This is a genomic window from Streptomyces olivochromogenes, from assembly GCF_021538895.1.
Lineage (GTDB): Bacteria > Actinomycetota > Actinomycetes > Streptomycetales > Streptomycetaceae > Streptomyces > Streptomyces olivochromogenes_A.
Window position 1 is genome coordinate 25,134 of record NZ_JADDRL010000051.1, and the last position, 18,974, is coordinate 44,107.

General features: G+C 71.3%; 14 protein-coding genes. 6 read left to right on the top strand and 8 right to left on the bottom strand.

What is annotated here, in order from left to right:
- The first annotated feature begins 22 nt into the window (after nt 1-22).
- Nucleotides 23-1,675, top strand: coding sequence for a glucose-6-phosphate isomerase (pgi, locus tag IPZ69_RS24930; RefSeq protein ID WP_235456626.1), 1,653 nt, complete (start codon nt 23-25; stop codon nt 1,673-1,675).
- A 57-nt stretch (nt 1,676-1,732) separates the two neighbouring features.
- On the opposite strand, the gene IPZ69_RS24935 is transcribed toward pgi, so the two are convergent.
- From IPZ69_RS24935 to IPZ69_RS24945, 3 genes are read right to left on the bottom strand one after another with little or no spacing between them, the layout of a single operon-like run.
- Nucleotides 1,733-4,015, bottom strand: a complete 2,283-nt coding sequence (locus tag IPZ69_RS24935) for an ABC transporter permease (protein ID WP_235456627.1) — start codon at nt 4,013-4,015, stop codon at nt 1,733-1,735.
- A 51-nt stretch (nt 4,016-4,066) separates the two neighbouring features.
- Complete coding sequence (locus IPZ69_RS24940; RefSeq protein WP_235456628.1) at nt 4,067-4,816, bottom strand: ABC transporter ATP-binding protein; 750 nt, start codon at nt 4,814-4,816, stop codon at nt 4,067-4,069.
- Nucleotides 4,813-5,328: a PadR family transcriptional regulator gene (locus IPZ69_RS24945; RefSeq protein WP_235456630.1), complete on the bottom strand. Its 516-nt coding sequence runs from the start codon at nt 5,326-5,328 to the stop codon at nt 4,813-4,815. The genes IPZ69_RS24940 and IPZ69_RS24945 overlap by 4 nt, the downstream gene beginning before the upstream one ends.
- A 128-nt stretch (nt 5,329-5,456) precedes the next feature.
- On the opposite strand from IPZ69_RS24945, the gene IPZ69_RS24950 reads away from it, so the two are divergent.
- The 5 genes from IPZ69_RS24950 to IPZ69_RS24970 all read left to right on the top strand — a co-directional run bounded on the left by IPZ69_RS24950 (nt 5,457) and on the right by IPZ69_RS24970 (nt 12,184).
- A complete protein-coding gene (locus tag IPZ69_RS24950; RefSeq protein ID WP_235456632.1) occupies nt 5,457-6,725 on the top strand; it encodes an ABC transporter substrate-binding protein in 1,269 nt (422 codons plus the stop codon).
- 221 nt (nt 6,726-6,946) lie between these two features.
- Complete coding sequence (locus IPZ69_RS24955; protein ID WP_235456675.1) at nt 6,947-8,569, top strand: glycoside hydrolase family 13 protein; 1,623 nt, start codon at nt 6,947-6,949, stop codon at nt 8,567-8,569.
- A 55-nt stretch (nt 8,570-8,624) separates the two neighbouring features.
- Nucleotides 8,625-9,953, top strand: coding sequence for an ABC transporter substrate-binding protein (locus IPZ69_RS24960; RefSeq protein WP_235456633.1), 1,329 nt, complete (start codon nt 8,625-8,627; stop codon nt 9,951-9,953).
- 6 nt (nt 9,954-9,959) lie between these two features.
- Nucleotides 9,960-11,324 carry an ABC transporter permease gene (locus IPZ69_RS24965; RefSeq protein WP_235456634.1) on the top strand — a complete coding sequence of 455 codons (1,365 nt, stop codon included), beginning with the start codon at nt 9,960-9,962 and terminating at the stop codon, nt 11,322-11,324.
- Between the two features lie 20 nt (nt 11,325-11,344).
- A complete protein-coding gene (locus tag IPZ69_RS24970) occupies nt 11,345-12,184 on the top strand; it encodes a carbohydrate ABC transporter permease (protein WP_235456676.1) in 840 nt (279 codons plus the stop codon).
- 53 nt (nt 12,185-12,237) lie between these two features.
- On the opposite strand, the gene pgl is transcribed toward IPZ69_RS24970, so the two are convergent.
- The 5 genes from pgl to tkt are packed head-to-tail and all read right to left on the bottom strand — an operon-like array spanning nt 12,238 to nt 18,872.
- The gene (pgl, locus tag IPZ69_RS24975; RefSeq protein ID WP_235456635.1) at nt 12,238-13,020 is read right to left on the bottom strand and encodes a 6-phosphogluconolactonase; all 783 of its coding nucleotides are present in this window, start codon (nt 13,018-13,020) and stop codon (nt 12,238-12,240) included.
- Nucleotides 13,017-14,093 carry a glucose-6-phosphate dehydrogenase assembly protein OpcA gene (opcA, locus tag IPZ69_RS24980; RefSeq protein WP_235456637.1) on the bottom strand — a complete coding sequence of 359 codons (1,077 nt, stop codon included), beginning with the start codon at nt 14,091-14,093 and terminating at the stop codon, nt 13,017-13,019. Before opcA ends, pgl begins: the two co-directional genes overlap by 4 nt.
- A complete protein-coding gene (gene zwf, locus IPZ69_RS24985) occupies nt 14,090-15,628 on the bottom strand; it encodes a glucose-6-phosphate dehydrogenase (protein ID WP_235456638.1) in 1,539 nt (512 codons plus the stop codon). Before zwf ends, opcA begins: the two co-directional genes overlap by 4 nt.
- A gap of 4 nt (nt 15,629-15,632) precedes the next feature.
- A complete protein-coding gene (gene tal, locus IPZ69_RS24990) occupies nt 15,633-16,751 on the bottom strand; it encodes a transaldolase (RefSeq protein WP_235456640.1) in 1,119 nt (372 codons plus the stop codon).
- Between the two features lie 33 nt (nt 16,752-16,784).
- Nucleotides 16,785-18,872, bottom strand: coding sequence for a transketolase (gene tkt / locus IPZ69_RS24995; protein ID WP_235456642.1), 2,088 nt, complete (start codon nt 18,870-18,872; stop codon nt 16,785-16,787).
- Between the last annotated feature and the right edge of the window lie 102 nt (nt 18,873-18,974).

The window sequence follows — 18,974 nt, forward strand, 5'->3', positions numbered from 1 at the left end:
GGAAAGAAGGCTGAAGTCGGAAATGAACGCAGACGGCCGTACCAGGCTCAACCAGACGCCCGAGTGGACCGCTCTGGCCAAGCACCGGGAACAGCTCGCCGACATTCATCTGCGGGACCTGTTCGCGGCCGATCCGGGGCGCGGCGCGGGCTACACGCTCCAGGTCGGTGATCTGTACGTCGACTACTCGAAGCACCTGGTCACCGACGAGACGCTGCGGCTGCTGCGCGAGCTGGCCGCCGCGACCGACGTCTTCGGCCTGCGGGACGCGATGTTCCGCGGGGAGAAGATCAACGTCACCGAGAACCGGGCCGTGCTGCACACCGCGCTGCGGGCCGCGCCCGACGCGGTGGTCGAGGTCGACGGGGAGAACGTCGTCCCGGCGGTGCACGCGGTGCTCGACAAGATGAGCGGCTTCGCGGAGCGGGTCCGTTCGGGTGCCTGGACCGGTCACACCGGCAAGCGCATCAAGAACGTGATCAACGTCGGCATCGGCGGCTCCGACCTGGGCCCGGCCATGGCCCACGAGGTGCTGCGCAGCTTCGCCGACCGCGACCTCACGGTCCGCTTCGTGTCGAACGTGGACGGCGCCGACCTGCACGAGGCCACCCGCGACCTGGACGCGGCGGAGACGCTGTTCATCATCGCCTCCAAGACCTTCACCACGATCGAGACGATCAGCAACGCGACCTCCGCCCGCAACTGGCTGCTCACCGAGCTGAAGGCCGGCCAGGACGCCGTCGCCAAGCACTTCGTGGCCCTGTCGACGAACGCCGAGAAGGTGGCGGACTTCGGCATCGACACGGCGAACATGTTCGAGTTCTGGGACTGGGTCGGCGGCCGGTACTCGTACGACTCGGCGATCGGCCTGTCCCTGATGATCGCGATCGGTCCGGACCGGTTCCGGGAGATGCTCGACGGCTTCCGGCTCGTCGACGAGCACTTCCGCACCGCGCCGGCCGAGTCCAACGTGCCGCTCCTGCTCGGCCTGTTGGGCATCTGGTACGGCAACTTCCACGACGCCCAGTCGCACGCCGTCCTGCCCTACAGCCACTATCTGTCCAGGTTCACCGCCTACTTGCAGCAGCTGGACATGGAGTCCAACGGCAAGTACGTCGCGCGGGACGGGCAGGAGGTCGACTGGCAGACCGGTCCGGTGGTCTGGGGCACGCCCGGCACGAACGGGCAGCACGCCTACTACCAGCTCATCCACCAGGGGACGAAGCTGATCCCGGCGGACTTCATCGGCTTCGCCGAGCCGGTGGCCGAGCTCGCCGACGAGCTCAAGGCCCAGCACGACCTGCTGATGGCCAACTTCTTCGCCCAGACGCAGGCGCTCGCCTTCGGCAAGACCGCCGACGAGGTGCGCGCGGAGGGCGTCGCGGAGGAGCTGGTGCCGCACAAGAGGTTCCTGGGCAACCGGCCGACGACCACGATCCTCGCGCGCGAGCTGACCCCGTCGGTGCTCGGGCAGCTCGTCGCGCTGTACGAGCACAAGGTGTTCGTCCAGGGCGCGATCTGGAACATCGACTCCTTCGACCAGTGGGGTGTCGAGCTGGGCAAGGTGCTGGCCAAGCGGGTGGAGCCGGCCCTGACCGAGGGCGCGGAGGTCGCCGGCCTGGACGAGTCCACGAAGGCGCTGGTCGCGAAGTACCGGGAGCTGCGCGGGCGTTAGGCCCGTCCCGTCCCGCCGTGGCGGGGAGTTCCCCCGAGGGGCTCCCCGCGCGGCCGGTCACGCCATGGCGCTCAGGGTGTCCGCCAGCCGGCGTCGGGTCGCCCTGGCCGCCGGGAGGGCGGACAGCGCGACGGCGCCCAGGACGGCGGCCGCCCCCAGCAGCAGGACCAGGCGCCAGGAGGGGCTCTGGGCGATCCCGGCGCCGATCCCGCTGGAGTGGCCCTGGGCGTCGATCAGCCAGTGGGCGAGGGGGAGCCCCACGGCCGTGCCGACGAGCGCCGAGGCCAGCGCGGTGCAGCCGGTCGCCGTCACGGTGATCGCCGTGATCTGTCGCGGGGACAGCCCGATCGCCTTGAGCGCCGGCAGGTCCCGCTCGCTCTCGCGGACGGTGCCGCCGATCGCCGTCAGCAGCTCGATGAGCCCGATGAGCGCGAGGACCGCGATCAGCCCGACGACGACACCGCGCAGCGGGGACAGCCCGTCGGCCGGGTTGGTCACGGGATGCACGTCCAGGTGGCCGAGGCCTGCCGCGGCCAGCGCCCCGGCGACGGCGTGCGGGTCGGCGCCGGGCCGCAGCCGCAGCTGGTACAGGGTCGGGGCGAGCTTCGGGTCGTTGTCCTGGAGGGTGTCGAGCGAGGTCGAGATGACCCGGCCCGCGTTCTCCGGCTCGATGCTGCGGCCCACGATGTGCAGGATCTGCGGCTGGTCGCCGACGGTCATCCGCACCCAGTCGCCCACGTGCACGTCGAGCAGGTCGAGCAGGCCCTGCCCGGCCACCGCCTCGTCGGGGCCGCGCGGGGCCCGGCCCTCGGCGACCACGTAGGGGTACGGGTCCCGGTGGGTGCCGAGACCGCGCAGGGCGATCGTGGCGGTCTGGCCGGGGACCAGGGCGGCCACCTCGACGCCCGGGTAGGCGGCGGCGACCCGCGGGGCTCGGTCCAGCAGGGCGCGGGTCTCCCGGTCGCCGATACCGCCGTCGGTGCGGACGGTGAGCGACGCCGGCAGGCCCATCCGCTCCGGAGTGCTCTGGAAGCGGTCGATGGTGGTCCACGCGCTCATAGCGACCACGATCAGGAGCAGCGGCAGCGCGAGTCGGCCGACCGTGGCCAGCGTCCGGGGCCGGCGCGTGAACGCCCGGTGCCAGCCCAGGACCAGCGCGGGCGGCACCCGCAGGCCGAGCGCCCGGCGCGCGAGAGAGGACAGCCGCCCGCCTGCCGGAGCCGCCGAGCGGGGCACCGGCACCGGGGGCACCCGTCCCGCCCGCCAGGCCGCGAGCCCGGTGACCGCGCCGATGAACAGCACGGCGCCGACCGGTACGGCGACCAGCGCGGCGGTGTGTCCCGGCAGCCCGTGCCACACCCCGACCGCGTCGCCCAGGCGTCCCGGGAGCCGGCTGCCCGGCCCCCAGGTGAGCGCCGCCGCGGCGACGGCGCCGAGCAGCGCGTACGCCACGTGCTGGAGCAGGAAGATCCGGACCACCTGGGCGGGCGTGAAGCCGATCGTCTTCAGCACCGAGATGTCCCGCAGATGGCCGCGGATCCGGGTGGCGATGGCGCCGTGCACGGCGAACCCGGCCGCGAGCAGCGCGCCCAGCCCGAACAGGCCGAGTATCTGGCCGAGCAGCCGGTTGTCGCCCTGTGCCTCGCCGCGCGCCTGCTGCCAGGTGGAGACCTCGCTGACCGCGCCCGAGCCCAGCAGCGTGACGGCGCGCTGGACGACGTAGTCGGTGTCGTCCGGGTCCGTCAGGCGCAGTCCGACCACCCGGCCGCCGGGGGCGCGCACGGCGGCCGACGGCGCCCAGACCAGCCCCGGCCGGTCACCCGGGCTGTAGCGGGGCTCGGCGCTCTCGGCGATGCCGACGACGGTCAGGGTCCGGGCCGTGCCGGGCAGCGTCAGGCTGTCGCCGGGCTCGGCCAGCAGGGACCGGGCGAGGCGGCTCTCCAGGACCACGCCGTCCGGGGTGCCCGCATCCAGCCAGTGACCGGAGGTGAGCAGTGGGCGGCCGACGGTGGGCCGGCCGGCCGTGGCGCGCAGTTCGACGAAGGCGCGGGTGCCGCGGTCGGCGACGGTGACCGACTCGGTGGAGTAGGGGCCCGCGACGGTCTGGACGCCGTCCAGGCCGATCAGCCTGCCGGTGTCCGCGGACGCGGTGGTGTGCAGCCACACGTGGGCGCCGCGGGCCTGCGCGAAGACGCGCTGCCAGGGGTTGGTCGCATAGCCGAAGAGTGCCGTGGCCAGCAGGAGCGAGGCGACGATTCCGGCGGTCGCGAGCACCATGAACAGCGCCTCGCCGCGGTGCGTGCGCAGATCCGAATGCGCCCAGCGCAACGTGGCCCGCACGCCCTCAGCCCCTCGCTCGCGACAACGCGTCGTACACAGCGGCCACGTCCCTCAGTCCCTCAGTTCCAGCACGCCCGAGATGCCGGCGCCCCGGGACGGCGTGCCGTCGAGGGTGGCGTCGTCGGCGATGCGGCCGTCGAAGAAGCTGATGACGCGGTCGGCGGCGCTGGCCAGCCGGGCGTCGTGGGTGACCAGCACGATGGTCTGGCCGCGCTGGTGGAAGCGGGACAGCAGGCGCATCACCTCGCGGGTGCCCTTGCTGTCGAGGCTGCCCGCGGGCTCGTCCGCCAGCAGCAGCGGGGGATGGTTGACCAGGGCCCGGGCCAGCGCCACGCGCTGCTGCTCACCGCCGGACAGCTCGCCCGGCATGCTGCGCTCCTTGCCCGCGAGGCCCAGCTCGGTCAGCAGTTCCTCCCGCTCGGTCCGCGCCCGCTTCGGCGGGACACCGGCGAGCAGGGCCGGCAGCTCGACGTTGTCGGCGACCGACAGATTGGAGACCAGGTTGAAGAACTGGAAGACGATCCCGATGCGCTTCCTGCGCTCCATCGCCCAGCGCGCCTCGGAGTAGGAGTCGGCGCACTCGCCGTCCAGCCAGATGCGGCCGGCGTCCGGCCGCTGCAGCCCGCCGAGCAGGTGCAGGAGCGTGGACTTCCCGGCGCCGGAGGGGCCGGTGACGGCGACGAACTCGCCCCGTGCGACGGACAGGCCCACCCCGCGTACGGCATGCGCGGGCGCGCCCTCGCCGTAGTGGGTCTTGACCAGGCCCTCGGCACGCAGCAGAGGAGTGGGGGTGTCGCTCACTCCAGCTCCTCCAGCTCCTCCTGGCACCGCTCCAGCCAGTCGAGGTCGGCCTGCAGATGCAGCATGGCGCCCTCTATCAGCAGGTGGGCGATGCGGTTGTCCCGGTTCTCGGTGGCGGCCAGTTTCGACAGGTCGCGCATGGTGTTGAGGTACTGGCGCCGCTGTCTGTTGATGAGGGCGATCTGTTCGGCGAGACCGGTCCGCGGGGCGAGGGCCAGTTTCATGAAGAACTCGTCCCGGACCCGTGGCTCGTCCTCGGGCACCTCGAACCAGGCGCGCAGCGCCTCACGCCCGGCGTCGGTGAGGTGGTAGACCTTCTTGTTGGGCCGGCTGGACTGCTCGACGTCCTCGCCCTCGATCAGTCCCGACTTCTCGAGGCGGCCGAGGGTCACGTAGATCTGGCCGACGTTCGGCTGAGGGTACGCGGAGCCCAGCAGTTGCTCAAGGTCCTGCTTCAGCTCGTACCCGTGGGCGGGGCCGCGCGCGAGGAGTGCCAGGAGGGGCAGGCGCACTCGTGCTGTCCTCCTGTCTGCTCAATGTGCTCCAGGCCCTAGTATCGCCCATACCTAACAGGTATACATGGCCTCTGACCGTCGGGCGAGGGTGCCCGTGGCCGGGTGTACGTGCTAGGGAGGAACCTATGCGGTGGATGCGCGCCGCCGGTAGGGGGCTCCTCGTTCTCGCCGTGGTCCTCACCGGGTACGTGGCCTCCGGCGCACACGCCGACGAGGGCGCCGACGGCCGTGGCCCGCTCACCCTGGCCACCGCGGGGGACCTGACGGGCTACCTCGGCCCGCTGCTGGACGGCTGGAACCGTGCCCACCCTGCCGAGAAGGTCACCCTCGTCGAGCTCCCGGACTCCGCCGACGAGACCCACGCGCAGATGATCACCGACCTGCGCGGCGGGGACGGCGGCCGCTTCGACGTCCTCAACATCGACGTCAACTGGACCTCGGAGTTCGCCGCGGCCGGCTGGATCCGCCCGCTGCCGCGCGACAGCTTCCCGCTGAGCGGCTTCCTGCGGCCGGTCGTCGACACGGCCACCTACGACGGGCGCCTGTACGCGGTCCCGTACGTCACCAACGCCGGCCTGCTCCTGTACCGCAAGGACGTCCTCGACAAGGAGGGCGTGCAGCCGCCGCGCACCTGGGCCGAGCTGGAGCGCGACGCGAAGACCATTGCGCCCAAGTACGGGCTCGACGGCTACGCGGGCCAGTTCCTGCCGTACGAGGGCCTCACCGTGAACGCGGCCGAGGCGGTGTACTCGGCGGGCGGGAGCATCCTCGGCGACGAGGGCGAGCGCGTCACCGTGAACTCCGACGCGGCCCGCGAGGGCATCGGGTTCCTCGCGCGCGGCGTGCGCGAGGGCTGGATACCGAAGCGGGCCCTGACGTACAAGGAGGAGGAGTCCAAGCAGGCCTTCCAGGACGGCCGGCTCCTCTTCCTGCGCAACTGGCCCTACGCGTACGCCGTCGCCTCGGCCCCGGGCTCCCCGGTCGCCGGGAAGATCGGCGCCGTACCGCTGCCCGGACCGGACGGACGCGGCAGGAGCGTGCTCGGCGGCTCGAACCTCGCCGTCAACGCGCACGCCCGCCATCCCGACTCGGCCGCGCGCCTCATCGCGTACCTCACCGGCGAGCGCGTCCAGCGCCAGGTCCTCACCCGCGGCGCGCTGCCCCCCGTACGCGCCTCGCTCTACGACGATCCCGCGCTCGTCCGGCGGTTCCCCTATCTGCCGACCCTGCGCACCGCTGTGCTCTCGGCCGCCCCGCGCCCCAAGAGCCCGCACTACGACCAGGTCAGCCTGGTGGTGCAGGCGGTCGTCCACGACGCGCTGACCGGGCGGGAGACGCCCGAGAGCGCGGTACGGCGGCTGGCCCGCGAACTCGCGGCCGTCTCCCACCGCTAGAGCCCTCGCGTCCGACCCTTTCTGTCGGAGTCCTCTAGTTACATGTTAGGTAACGCGGACGTCTCATCTCGCTCCCCCGTGCCCGATTAAATCGGGACATACATCCCCAACTGTGCAGTAGCTTGCGGACAGTTCATTGACACCCTCACGACACGCCTACTTAACATGCATGCATAACGGTTGGCACGCACAGACAGGTCAACGGGGTGAGTCCCAAGCACATCCGCACCCACCACTGGTGGCGCGACGCGGTGATCTACCAGGTGTACGTCCGCAGCTTCCTGGACAGCACCGGCGATGGAATCGGCGATCTGGCAGGGGTCAGGGCCGGACTGCCGTACCTCAAGAAGCTCGGCGTCGACGGCATCTGGCTGAGCCCCTTCTACCCCTCGCCCCAGCACGACCACGGCTACGACGTCGCCGACTACTGCGGCGTCGACCCGCTCTTCGGCGACCTCGCCGAGTTCGACCTGCTGGTGGGCGCCGCCCGGCGGCTGGGCATCAAGGTGCTCCTGGACGTCGTCCCCAACCACTGCTCCAGCGAGCACCCGTGGTTCGGCGAGGCGCTCGCCGCCGAGCCGGGCAGCCCGGCCCGCGCCCGCTTCCACTTCGCCGACGGCCGCGGCCCGGACGGCGCCGAGCCGCCCAACAACTGGCACGCAATGTTCGGCGGCCCGGCCTGGACCCGGGTCACCGAGTCCGACGGCCGCCCCGGCCAGTGGTACCTGCACATGTTCACGCCGGAGCAGCCCGACTGGAACTGGCGCACCCCCGAGATCCCCGCCGAGTTCGACCGCGTCCTGCGCTTCTGGCTGGACCGGGGCGTGGACGGCTTCCGCATCGACGTCGCCGCCGGACTCTTCAAGCACCCGGACCTGCCCGACTCCCCGGACCCGGAGGCCGACGCCCGCACCCGCGACTCGGTCAACCCGCTCGCCTGGAACCAGCCCGAGGTCCACGACGTGTGGCGGCACTGGCGGTCGGTGTGCGAGGAGTACACCGACCGCGACGGCCGCGAGCGCCTCCTGGTCGGCGAGGTCTCGGTGCCCACGGCCCGCGAACACGCCCGCTACGTCCGCCCGGACGAACTCCACCAGGCCTTCTTCTTCGACCTGCTCGGCGCCCCCTGGGACGCCGACGCCTTCCGCAAGGTCATCGCCGAGGCCATGCAGGACATAGCCGGCACGGGCTCGACGGTCACCTGGGTCCTCAACAACCACGACCAGGTCCGCACCGTCACCCGCTACGGAGAACCCGCCACCGAGGGCAGCGGCATCGGTGCCGCCCGCGCCCGCGCCGCCGCGCTGCTGATGCTGGCGCTGCCCGGAGCCGCGTACATCTACCAGGGCGAGGAGCTCGGCCTGCCCGAGGTCGTCGATCTGCCCGACGACGTGCTCACCGACCCGATCTTCCGCCGCACCGGCAGCCGCGCCCGGATCCGCGACGGCTGCCGGGTGCCGCTGCCGTGGTCGGGACAGGCCTCCCCGTTCGGCTTCACCTCGGGCGCGGAGGGCGCGAAGCCCTGGCTGCCGCAGCCCGCGTGGTTCGCCGAGCACGCCACCGACCGGGCCCTCGCCGACACCCGCTCCTTCTGGCACCTCTACCGCGACGGCCTCCAACTGCGCGCCGCCCTGCCCCAGCTCGGCGAGGGCACGCTGCGCTGGCTGGACGCCCCGCCCGGCGTGCTGGCCTTCGCCCGCGGCGACGACCTGGTCTGCGCCGTCAACTTCGGTACGTCCCCCACACCCGCGCCGGTCTCCGGCACCCCCCTGTTGTCCAGCGGTCCGTGTCCGGCCGGGGTGCTGCCCGGTTCGACCGCGGCCTGGTGGCTGAACGACCTCTGATCACCCCGCATCCCGAAACAGCCGTCAACTCCCACCTCCCGAAGGGACATCAACGATGATGCGACGACGTACGACCCTGCTCACCGGCTGCACCGCCCTGGCCCTGGCCCTCGGCGCGACCGCCTGCGGCGGAAGCGGCCCGGTCTCCGCCGGCGGCGGCGACAAGGCGCTCGACGGCCAGACGGTCACCGTGGCCGGTGTCTGGTCCGGCAGCGAGCAGAAGAACTTCCAGAAGGTGCTGGACGCCTTCTCCGAGAAGACCGGCGCCAAGACCCAGTTCGTGTCCACCGGTGACAACGTCTCCACCGTCGTCGGCAGCAAGATCGAGGGCGGCAACGCCCCCGACGTCGTCATGGTCCCGCAGGTGGGCGTGCTCCAGCAGTTCGCGAAGAAGGGCTGGCTCAAGCCGCTGTCCCCGGCCACCCAGAAGACGGTCGACGCCGACTTCGCGCCCGTGTGGAAGAAGTACGGCAGCGTCGACGGCACCCTCTACGGCCTCTACTTCAAGGCCGCCCACAAGTCGACGGTCTGGTACAGCCCCGACGCCCTCGCGCAGGCGGGTGTGAAGCCTCCTACGACCTACGCCGAGATGCTCAAGGCCGGGCACACCGTCTCCGACTCCGGACTCGCCGCCTTCTCGGTCGCCGGACAGGACGGCTGGACGCTCACCGACTGGTTCGAGAACATCTACCTCTCCCAGGCCGGACCCGAGAAGTACGACGCCCTCGCCGCCCACAAGCTGAAGTGGACCGACGCGAGCGTGGTCAAGGCGCTCACCACGCTCGGCAAGCTGTTCAAGGACAAGCAGCTGATCGCGGGCGGCCAGAAGGCGGCCCTCAACACCGACTTCCCGGGCTCCGTGGAGAAGGTGTTCGGCCCCAAGCCCGAGGCCGGCCTGGTCTACGAGGGCGACTTCGTGGCCGGCGTGGCGCACGACCAGTTCGGCAAGACCATCGGCACGGACGCGAACTTCTTCCCCTTCCCGGCGGTCGACGGCGGTACGGCACCGGTCGTCAGCGGCGGCGACGCGGCAGTGGTCCTCAAGGACGGCAAGAACGCCAAGGCCGGCATGAAGCTCATGGAGTACCTCGCGAGCCCCGAGGCCGCGGCCGTCTGGGCGAAGGCCGGCGGCTTCCTGTCCCCGAACAAGAAGCTCGACCTCGCCTCCTACGGCGACGACGTCACCCGCGCCACCGCCAAGTCCCTGGTCGAGGCGGGCGATTCGGTCCGCTTCGACATGTCCGACCAGGCGCCCGCGGCCTTCGGCGGCACCAAGGGCGCGGGGGAGTGGAAGCTCCTCCAGGACTTCCTGCGCGACCCGTCCGACCCGAAGGGGACCGCGGCCGGCCTGGAGGCCGCTGCGGCCAAGGCATACCAGGACTGACCTGCCATGACCGCCACCACGCTCGTTGACAAAGCGGCGGGCCCGTCGGCCGCCCCGGGTGCGGCGCGCAAGCGCCGCACCCGGCGGCGGGGACGGATCATCGCCCTCCTGTTCGTCCTGCCCGCCCTGGTCCTGCTCGGCGCGCTCGTCGTCTACCCGGTGCTGTTCTCCGTCGGCCGCAGCTTCTTCGACGCCTCCGGCAACCGGTTCGTCGGCGGCGACAACTACACCGAGATGTTCCGCGACCCGGCGACGCTCAAGGCCATCCGCAACACCGCGATCTGGGTCGTCGTCGCCCCGGCGCTGCTGACCGGCCTCGGGCTGATCCTGGCCGTGCTGGTCGAGAAGGTCCGCTGGGCCACCGCGTTCAAGCTGCTGCTCTTCATGCCGATGGCGGTGTCCTTCCTGGCCGCCGGCATCATCTTCCGGCTCGCCTACGACGAGGACCCCGACAAGGGCGTGCTGAACGCCGCCGTCGTCTCGGTCCACGACGCCTTCCAGGGCACGTCGTCCTACCCGACGGCACGGGCGCGCGACGGACAGGGACTCACCCGGGGCCAGGACGGCTCCTACCTGACGGGCGCCGGCCTGTCCCCGGGTGACTCGGCGGACCTCGGGCTGGTCGGCGTCCTGCCCAAGGACCTGCCCCGGGGCGCCGCGTCCGCCTACCCGGCCGCCTCCCGCACGGCCGCCCCCGACGAACTGCGCGGCGTCGTCTACCTGGACTTCACGCCCGGCGGGGGAGGTAAGCAGGGCAAGGTGGACCCGAAGGAGAGCGGGCTGCCCGGCATGAAGGTCGAGGCGATCCGCGACGGACGGTCCATCGCGAGCGCGACCACCGCCTCCGACGGCTCCTTCCGCTTCACCGGGCTCGACAACGGCACGTACACGCTGAAGCTGCCCGCGTCGAACTTCGCACCGCCCTACCAGGGCGTCTCCTGGCTCGGCCCGGCGCTGGTCACACCGGCGATCATCGGGGCGTACCTGTGGATCTGGACCGGCTTCGCCATGGTGCTGATCGGCGCGGGCCTCGCGGCCCTGCCGCGGGACACGCTGGAGGCGGCCCGGATGGACGGCGCGAACGAGTGGCAGATCTTCCGCCGGATCACGGTCCCGCTGCTCGCCCCCGTGCTGACCGTGGTCTTCGTGACCCTCGTCATCAACGTGATGAAGGTCTTCGACCTCGTCTACATCATCGCGCCCGGCCCGGTGCAGGAGGACGCGACCGTTCTCGCGACCCAGATGTGGCTGGTGTCCTTCGGCGGCGGCAACAACCAGGGCCTCGGCAGCGCGCTGGGCGTGCTGCTCCTGCTCCTGGTGATCCCCGCGATGGTCTTCAACGTCCGCCGCTTCCGAAGGAGCCAGCGATGAACCCGGCGACGAACCCGGCGATGAACACGGTCAGGCGCGGCCTGGGCAACGGCCTGGTGCAGGCGTTCCTGGTGGTGATCGGCCTGGTCTGGCTGACCCCGCTGGCCGGACTGTTCGTGTCGTCGATGCGGTCCGCCCAGGACACGGCCAAGGGCGGCTGGTGGACGGCCCTGGCGAGTCCGGGCCAGCTGTCCTTCGACAACTACTCGGCCCTGCTGAAGAACGCCGGCATGACGCAGGCCTTCTGGAACACCGTGCTGATCTCGGTGCCGACGACGGCCCTGGTCGTCGGCATCGCGGCGCTCGCCGGCTACGCCTTCGCGTGGCTGGACTTCCCCGGGCGCGAGCCGATCTTCCTGCTGGTGGTCGCCCTGTTGGTGGTGCCGGTCCAGATCGGCCTGCTGCCGGTCGCCAAACTCTTCGGCCAGCTGGGCCTGTTCGGCACGATTCCCGGCGTCGTGCTCTTCCACGTGGCCTACGGACTGCCGTTCGCGGTGTTCCTGCTGCGCAACTACTTCGCCGAGATACCGAAGGAGATGCTGGAGGCCGCCCGCATGGACGGCGGCAGCGAATGGCGCATCTTCACGCGCCTGGTGCTGCCGGTGGGCCGGCCGGCCATCGCCAGCCTGGCGATCTTCCAGTTCCTGTGGGTCTGGAACGACATGCTGGTCGCCCTGCTCTTCGCCGACAGCTCGTCCCAGCCGCTGACCGTGGAACTCCAGTCCCAGATCCGTCAGTTCGGCAGCAACATCGATGTCCTGGCGCCCGGGGCGTTCCTGTCGCTGATCGTGCCCGTGGTGGTGTTCTTCGCCTTCCAGCGGCACTTCGTACAGGGAGTGATGGCCGGATCCGTGAAATAGCGGCCGAGAACGTGAGGCAGGGGCGGCGGCGCGGGGGGCCGCCGCCCCTTCGGTCACGGTGAGGCCGGCGGATACAGCGAGCGGGGCAGCTGGGCCGCCGCCGTCGAGTCCAGGAGCCACAGGGTGCGCTGACGGCCGTACGCGCCGGCCGCCGGAGCCTGGATCTCGCCCGCGCCCGACAGGGCGATCGCCACGGCGTTCGCCTTGTCCTCGCCGGCGGCGAGCAGCCACACCTCACGGGCCGCCCGGATCGCCGGCAGGGTGAGGGTCACCCGGGTCGGCGGGGGCTTGGGCGCGCCGTGGACACCCACCACCGTGCGCTCCGTCTCCCGGACCGCGGGCAGCTCCGGGAAGAGCGAGGCCACGTGGGTGTCCGGGCCGACGCCCAGGAGCAGGACGTCGAAGGTGGGCACCGCACCGTGGTTCTCGATGCCGGCGGCCTGCGCCAGCTCCACCGCGTAGGCCTCGGCCGCCGCGTCCACGTCCGCGCCGTACGTTCCGCCCGACGCGGGCATGGCGTGCACGCGCTTCGGGTCCAGCGGTACGGCGTCCAGCAGCGCCTCGCGGGCCTGGGTGACGTTGCGCTCCGGGTCCCCCTCGGGGAGGAACCGCTCGTCGCCCCACCACACGTCCAGCCGGCCCCAGTCGACGGCGTCCCGGGCCGGGGCGGCCGCCAGGGCGGCCAGCAGCCCGTTGCCGTTGCGGCCGCCGGTGAGCACCACGGACGCGTGACCCCGGGAGGCCTGCGCGTCCACGATCTTGGTGATCAGGCGGGCCGCGGCGGCCTGTGCCATCAGTTCCTTGTCGCGGTGCACGACCAGCTGCGGGGTGCTCACTTCGCCGCCGCCTTCTTCGCCGCGCCCGTGGCCTTCTTGGCGGCCGCCTTCTTCGCGGGCGCCGGCTCGGCCCGCGTGACCGGTTCCCCGGCCGCGGCGGGTTCGTCGGCCGAGGCGGGTTCCCCGGCCGCGACCGGCTGCTCGGGCACGCTGCCCAGCCGGTCCACCCCGAACCGCAGCGCCGACGCGTAGGTGTCGTCCGGGTCGAGCCGGCGCAGCTCCTCCGCGATCAGCTCGGCCGTGTCACGCCGCTTGAGCGCCACCGCCCGGTCGGGCTGGCCCTCGATCATGAGCGTGGCCAGCGCCCCGTCCGCCCGGTCCAGGGCGATCGGGCCGCAGCTCGTGTCCATGCGGACCGCCGTCAGACCGGGGCCCGAGGACAGCGAGCGCTTCACCGGGACGTTCAGCCGGTCCGCGAGCCACATCGCCAGCAGCTCGCAGCTCGGGTTGAACTCCTCGCCCTCCACCTCGACGGCCTCGACCTCGCAGGTGACCTGGTCCAGCGCGGCGGCCAGCATCGAGCGCCAGGGCGTGATGCGGGTCCACGACAGGTCCGTGTCGCCGGGGGTGTAGGTGTCCGCGCGGGCGGACAGCTCCCGTACCGGCTGCTCGGCGGCGTAGGTGTCGGTGACCCGGCGCTGGGCGAGGGCGCCCAGCGGGTCCTTGGCCGGGTCGAGCGGAGAGTTCACCGGCCACCAGACGACGACCGGGGCGTCCGGCAGCAGCAGCGGCAGGACGACCGAGTCGGCGTGGTCGACGGCCTCGCCGTACAGCCGCAGCACCACCGTCTCACCGGTGCCCGCGTCCGCGCCCACCCGTACCTCGGCGTCCAGGCGCGAGGTGGTGCGGTCGCGGGGCGAGCGGGAGACGCGCTTGACGACCACCAGCGTGCGCGAGGGGTGCTCGCGCGAGGCGTCGTTGGCGGCCTTCAGGGCGTCGTAGGCGTTCTCCTCGTCGGTGACGATGACGAGGGTCAGCACCATGCCGACGGCCGGCGTGCCGATGGCCCGGCGGCCCTGGACGAGCGCCTTGTTGACCTTGCTGGCCGTGGTGTCCGTGAGGTCTATCTTCATGGCCGGCGCCAGCTCCGTCCGTCTCGTGCGAGCATCTCGTCGGCCTCCGCGGGACCCCACGTGCCCGACGGGTACTGCGCGGGCTTGCCGTGCTTGTCCCAGTACTCCTCGATCGGGTCGAGGATCTTCCAGGACAGCTCGACCTCCTCCGTGCGCGGGAAGAGGTTGGCGTCGCCGAGCAGCACGTCCAGGATGAGTCGCTCGTACGCCTCCGGGCTGGACTCCGTGAACGACTCGCCGTAGGCGAAGTCCATGGACACGTCCCGGATCTCCATCGAGGTGCCCGGCACCTTGGAGCCGAAGCGGACCGTGATGCCCTCGTCGGGCTGGACGCGGATGACCACCGCGTTCTGCCCGAGCTCCTCCGTCGCCGTGTGGTCGAAGGGGGAGTGCGGGGCCCGCTGGAAGACCACCGCGATCTCGGTGACCCGGCGGCCCAGCCGCTTGCCGGTGCGCAGGTAGAAGGGGACGCCCGCCCAGCGGCGGTTGTCGATCCCCACCTTGATGGCCGCGTAGGTGTCGGTCTTCGACTGCGGGTCGATGCCGTCCTCTTGCAGGTAGCCGATGACCTTCTCGCCACCCTGCCAGCCGCCCGCGTACTGTCCGCGCACGGTGCTGCGGCCCAGGTCCTTGGGCAGCCGCACCGCGCCCAGGACCTTCTCCTTCTCCGCGGCCAGCGCGTCCGCGTCGAAGGAGGCGGGCTCCTCCATGGCGGTGAGCGCCATCAGCTGGAGCAGGTGGTTCTGGATGACGTCACGGGCGGCGCCGATGCCGTCGTAGTAGCCGGCCCGGCCGCCGATGCCGATGTCCTCGGCCATCGTGATCTGCACGTGGTCCACGAAGGACCGGTTCCAGATCGGCTCGAACATCGTGTTGGCGAAGCGCAGCGCCAGGATGTTCTGGACGGTCTCCTTGCCGAGGTAGTGGTCGATCCGGAACACCTGGTCCGGTTCGAACACCTCGTGCACGACCTTGTTGAGCTCCTCGGCCGACTTCAGGTCGTGGCCGAACGGCTTCTCGATCACCGCGCGCCGCCAGGAGCCGCCGGACTGGTCGGCCAGGCCGTGCTTCTTCAGCTGCTGGATGACCACCGGGAAGGAGCGCGGCGGTACGGACAGGTAGAAGGCGAAGTTGCCGCCCGTGCCCTGTGCCTTGTCCAGTTCCTCGATCGTGGAGCGCAGCCGCTCGAACGCGTCGTCGTCGTCGAAGGTGCCCTGGACGAAGCGCATCCCCTGGATGAGCTGCTGCCAGACCTCCTCGCGGAACGGCGTCCTGGCGTGCGCCTTGACGGCGTCGTGGACCTCCTGCGCGAAGTCCTCGTTCGCCCACTCGCGGCGGGCGAAGCCCACCAGTGAAAAGCCCGGCGGCAGCAGACCCCGGTTGGCGAGGTCGTACACGGCGGGCATCAGCTTTTTACGCGACAAATCGCCCGTGACGCCGAAGATGACCAGGCCCGACGGCCCCGCGATACGCGGGAGCCGTCGGTCTGCGGGGTCACGGAGCGGGTTCGCCCCGGAACCGGCAAAGGGGGACAAGATGTCAGCCCTCCGAAGGGGAGAGGCGCTCCAGCTCAGCCTCGGTCGACTTGAGAAGGTCGTTCCAGGACGCCTCGAACTTCTCGACGCCCTCGTCCTCCAGGACCTGGACCACGTCGTCGTACGAGATCCCGAGCCTCTCGACGGCGTCGAGGTCGGCGCGGGCCTGCTCGTAGCCGCCGGTCACGGTGTCACCGGTGATGCTGCCGTGGTCCTCGGTGGCCAGCAGCGTGGCCTCCGGCATGGTGTTCACGGTGTTCGGCGCCACCAGGTCGTCGACGTACATGGTGTCCCGGAACGCCGGGTCCTTCACGCCGGTCGACGCCCACAGCGGACGCTGCTTGCGGGCGCCCGCCCTGTCCAGGGCGCTGAAGCGGTCGGAGGAGAAGACCTCCTCGTACGCCTGATAGGCGAGGCGCGCGTTGGCGACGGCGGACTTGCCGCGCAGCGCCTTGGCCTCGGGGGTGCCGAGCGCGTCCAGCCGCTTGTCGATCTCGGTGTCCACACGGGACACGAAGAAGGACGCCACCGAACGGATCAGCGACAGGTCCAGGCCGCGTTCCTTGGCCTTCTCCAGGCCGGCCAGGTACGCGTCCATGACCTCGCGGTAACGCTCCAGCGAGAAGATCAGCGTGACGTTGACGCTGATGCCGAGGCCGATGACCTCGGTGATCGCCGGCAGACCCGCCTTGGTGGCCGGGATCTTGATGAGCGTGTTGGGGCGGTCGACCAGCCAGGCCAGCTGCTTGGCCTCGGCGATCGTCGCCTTGGTGTTGTGGGCGAGGCGCGGGTCGACCTCGATCGACACACGGCCGTCCTGGCCGTCGGTGGCGTCGAAGACGGGGCGCAGGATGTCGGCGGCGTCGCGGACGTCCGCCGTGGTGATCATGCGGATGGCCTCGTCGACGGTGACCTTGCGGGCGGCGAGGTCGGAGACCTGCTGCTCGTAACCGTCACCCGAAGAGATCGCCTTCTGGAAGATCGTCGGGTTGGTGGTGACGCCCACGACGTGCTGCTGGTCGATCAGCTCGGCGAGATTGCCGGACGTGATCCGCTTGCGCGACAGGTCGTCCAGCCAGATCGCGACGCCTTCTTCGGAGAGGCGCTTGAGTGCGTCTGTCATGGAATTACATCTCCTACGTGTCGTATATGAGCGTCAGCGCTGCGCGGCGGCGATGGATTCCCGGGCCTTGGCGGCCACATTCTCGGCAGTGAAGCCGAACTCGCGGAAGAGCACCTTGCCGTCGGCGGAAGCACCGAAGTGCTCCAGGGAAACGATGCGTCCGGCGTCCCCGACGTACTTGTGCCAGGTGAGGCCGATTCCCGCCTCGACCGAGACACGGGCCTTCACGGACGGCGGCAGCACCGAGTCCCGGTACCCCTGGTCCTGCTCCTCGAACCACTCCACCGACGGCATGGACACGACCCGGGCGGGGACACCCTCGGCCTGCAGCTGCTCGCGGGCCTCGACGGCCACGTGCACCTCGGAACCGGTGGCGATCAGGATGACCTGGGCGTTGCCGCCCTCGGCCTCGAACAGCACGTAACCGCCGCGCGCCGCGTCCTCGTTGGGCTCGTACACCGGCACGCCCTGACGGGTCAGCGCGAGGCCGTGCGGAGCGCCCTTGCCGAACTCCTTGGTGTAGCGGCCGAGGATCTCGCGCCAGGCGATGGCGGTCTCGTTGGCGTCCGCCGGGCGGACGACGTTCAGACCGGGGATGGCGCGCAACGAGGCCAGGTGCTCGATCGGCTGGTGCGTCGGGCCGTCCTCACCGAGGCCGATGGAGTCGTGCGTCCACACGTACGTCACCGGCAGGTGCATCAGGGCCGACAGACGCACCGCGTTGCGCATGTAGTCGGAGAAGACGAGGAACGTACCGCCGTAGACACGGGTGTTGCCGTGCAGCGTGATGCCGTTCATCTCCGCGGCCATGGAGTGCTCGCGGATGCCGAAGTGGATGGTCCGGCCGTAAGGGTTCGCCTCCGGCAGCGGGTTGTCCGCCGGCAGGAACGAGCTGTCCTTGTCGATGGTCGTGTTGTTCGACCCGGCGAGGTCGGCGGAACCGCCCCACAGCTCGGGGACGACCGCGCCGAGCGCCTGCAGCACCTTGCCGGAGGCGGCGCGGGTCGCGATGCCCTTACCGGGCTCGAAGACCGGGACCTTCTCCTCCCAGCCGGTGGGCAGCTCACCCTTGCTGATGCGGTCGAACTCGGCGGCGCGCTCGGTGTTCTCGTCGCGCCAGAGCTGGAAGGACTTCTCCCAGTCCGCCCTGAACGAGCGGCCGCGCTCGACGGCCTGGCGGGTGTGGGCCAGGACCTCGTCGGCGACCTCGAAGGACTGCTCCGGGTCGAAGCCGAGGACGCGCTTGGTGGCCGCGACCTCGTCGTCGCCCAGCGCCGAGCCGTGCGCGGCCTCGGTGTTCTGCGCGTTCGGGGCGGGCCAGGCGATGATCGAGCGCATCGCGATGAAGGACGGCTTGTCCGTGACCTTCTTCGCGGCCTCGATCGCGTTGTAGATGGCGTGCGGGTCCAGGTCGCCGTCCGGCTTCGGGGCGACGCGCTGCACGTGCCAGCCGTACGCCTCGTAGCGCTTGACGGTGTCCTCGGAGACGGCGGTCTCGGTGTCGCCCTCGATCGAGATGTGGTTGTCGTCCCACAGCAGGATCAGGTTGCCGAGCTCCTGGTGGCCGGCCAGCGAGGACGCCTCGGCTGAGATGCCCTCCTGGAGGCAGCCGTCACCGGCGACGCAGTAGATGAAGTGGTCGAAGGGGGACTCGCCCTGCGGGGCCTCGGGGTCGAACAGGCCGCGCTCGTAGCGGGCGGCCATCGCCATGCCCACCGCGTTGGCGACACCCTGGCCGAGCGGGCCGGTCGTCGTCTCGACGCCCTTGGTGTGCCCGTACTCCGGGTGGCCCGGGGTCTTCGAACCCCAGGTGCGGAAGGCCTTCAGGTCGTCCAGCTCCAGGCCGAAGCCGGCCAGGTAGAGCTGCGTGTAGAGGGTCAGGGAAGAATGACCGGCGGACAGTACGAAGCGGTCGCGGGCGACCCACTCGGGGTCGGCCGGGTCGTGCCTCATCACCTTCTGGAAGAGGGTGTAGGCGGCCGGCGCCAGGCTCATCGCCGTACCCGGATGGCCGTTGCCGACCTTCTGTACGGCGTCGGCGGCAAGGACCCGGGCGGTGTCCACGGCCCGCTGGTCCAGCTCGGTCCACTCGAGGTCTGTGGTGGTCGGCTTGGTGCTCACCCTGAGTCAGGGCTCCTCTCCACATGTCGGTCGCCGGTCTTCCGGGCGCGCGCCCACCGGCTGCCGGTGCACTGGGTGCCCACCGGCCTTCGCTGAGCCTAC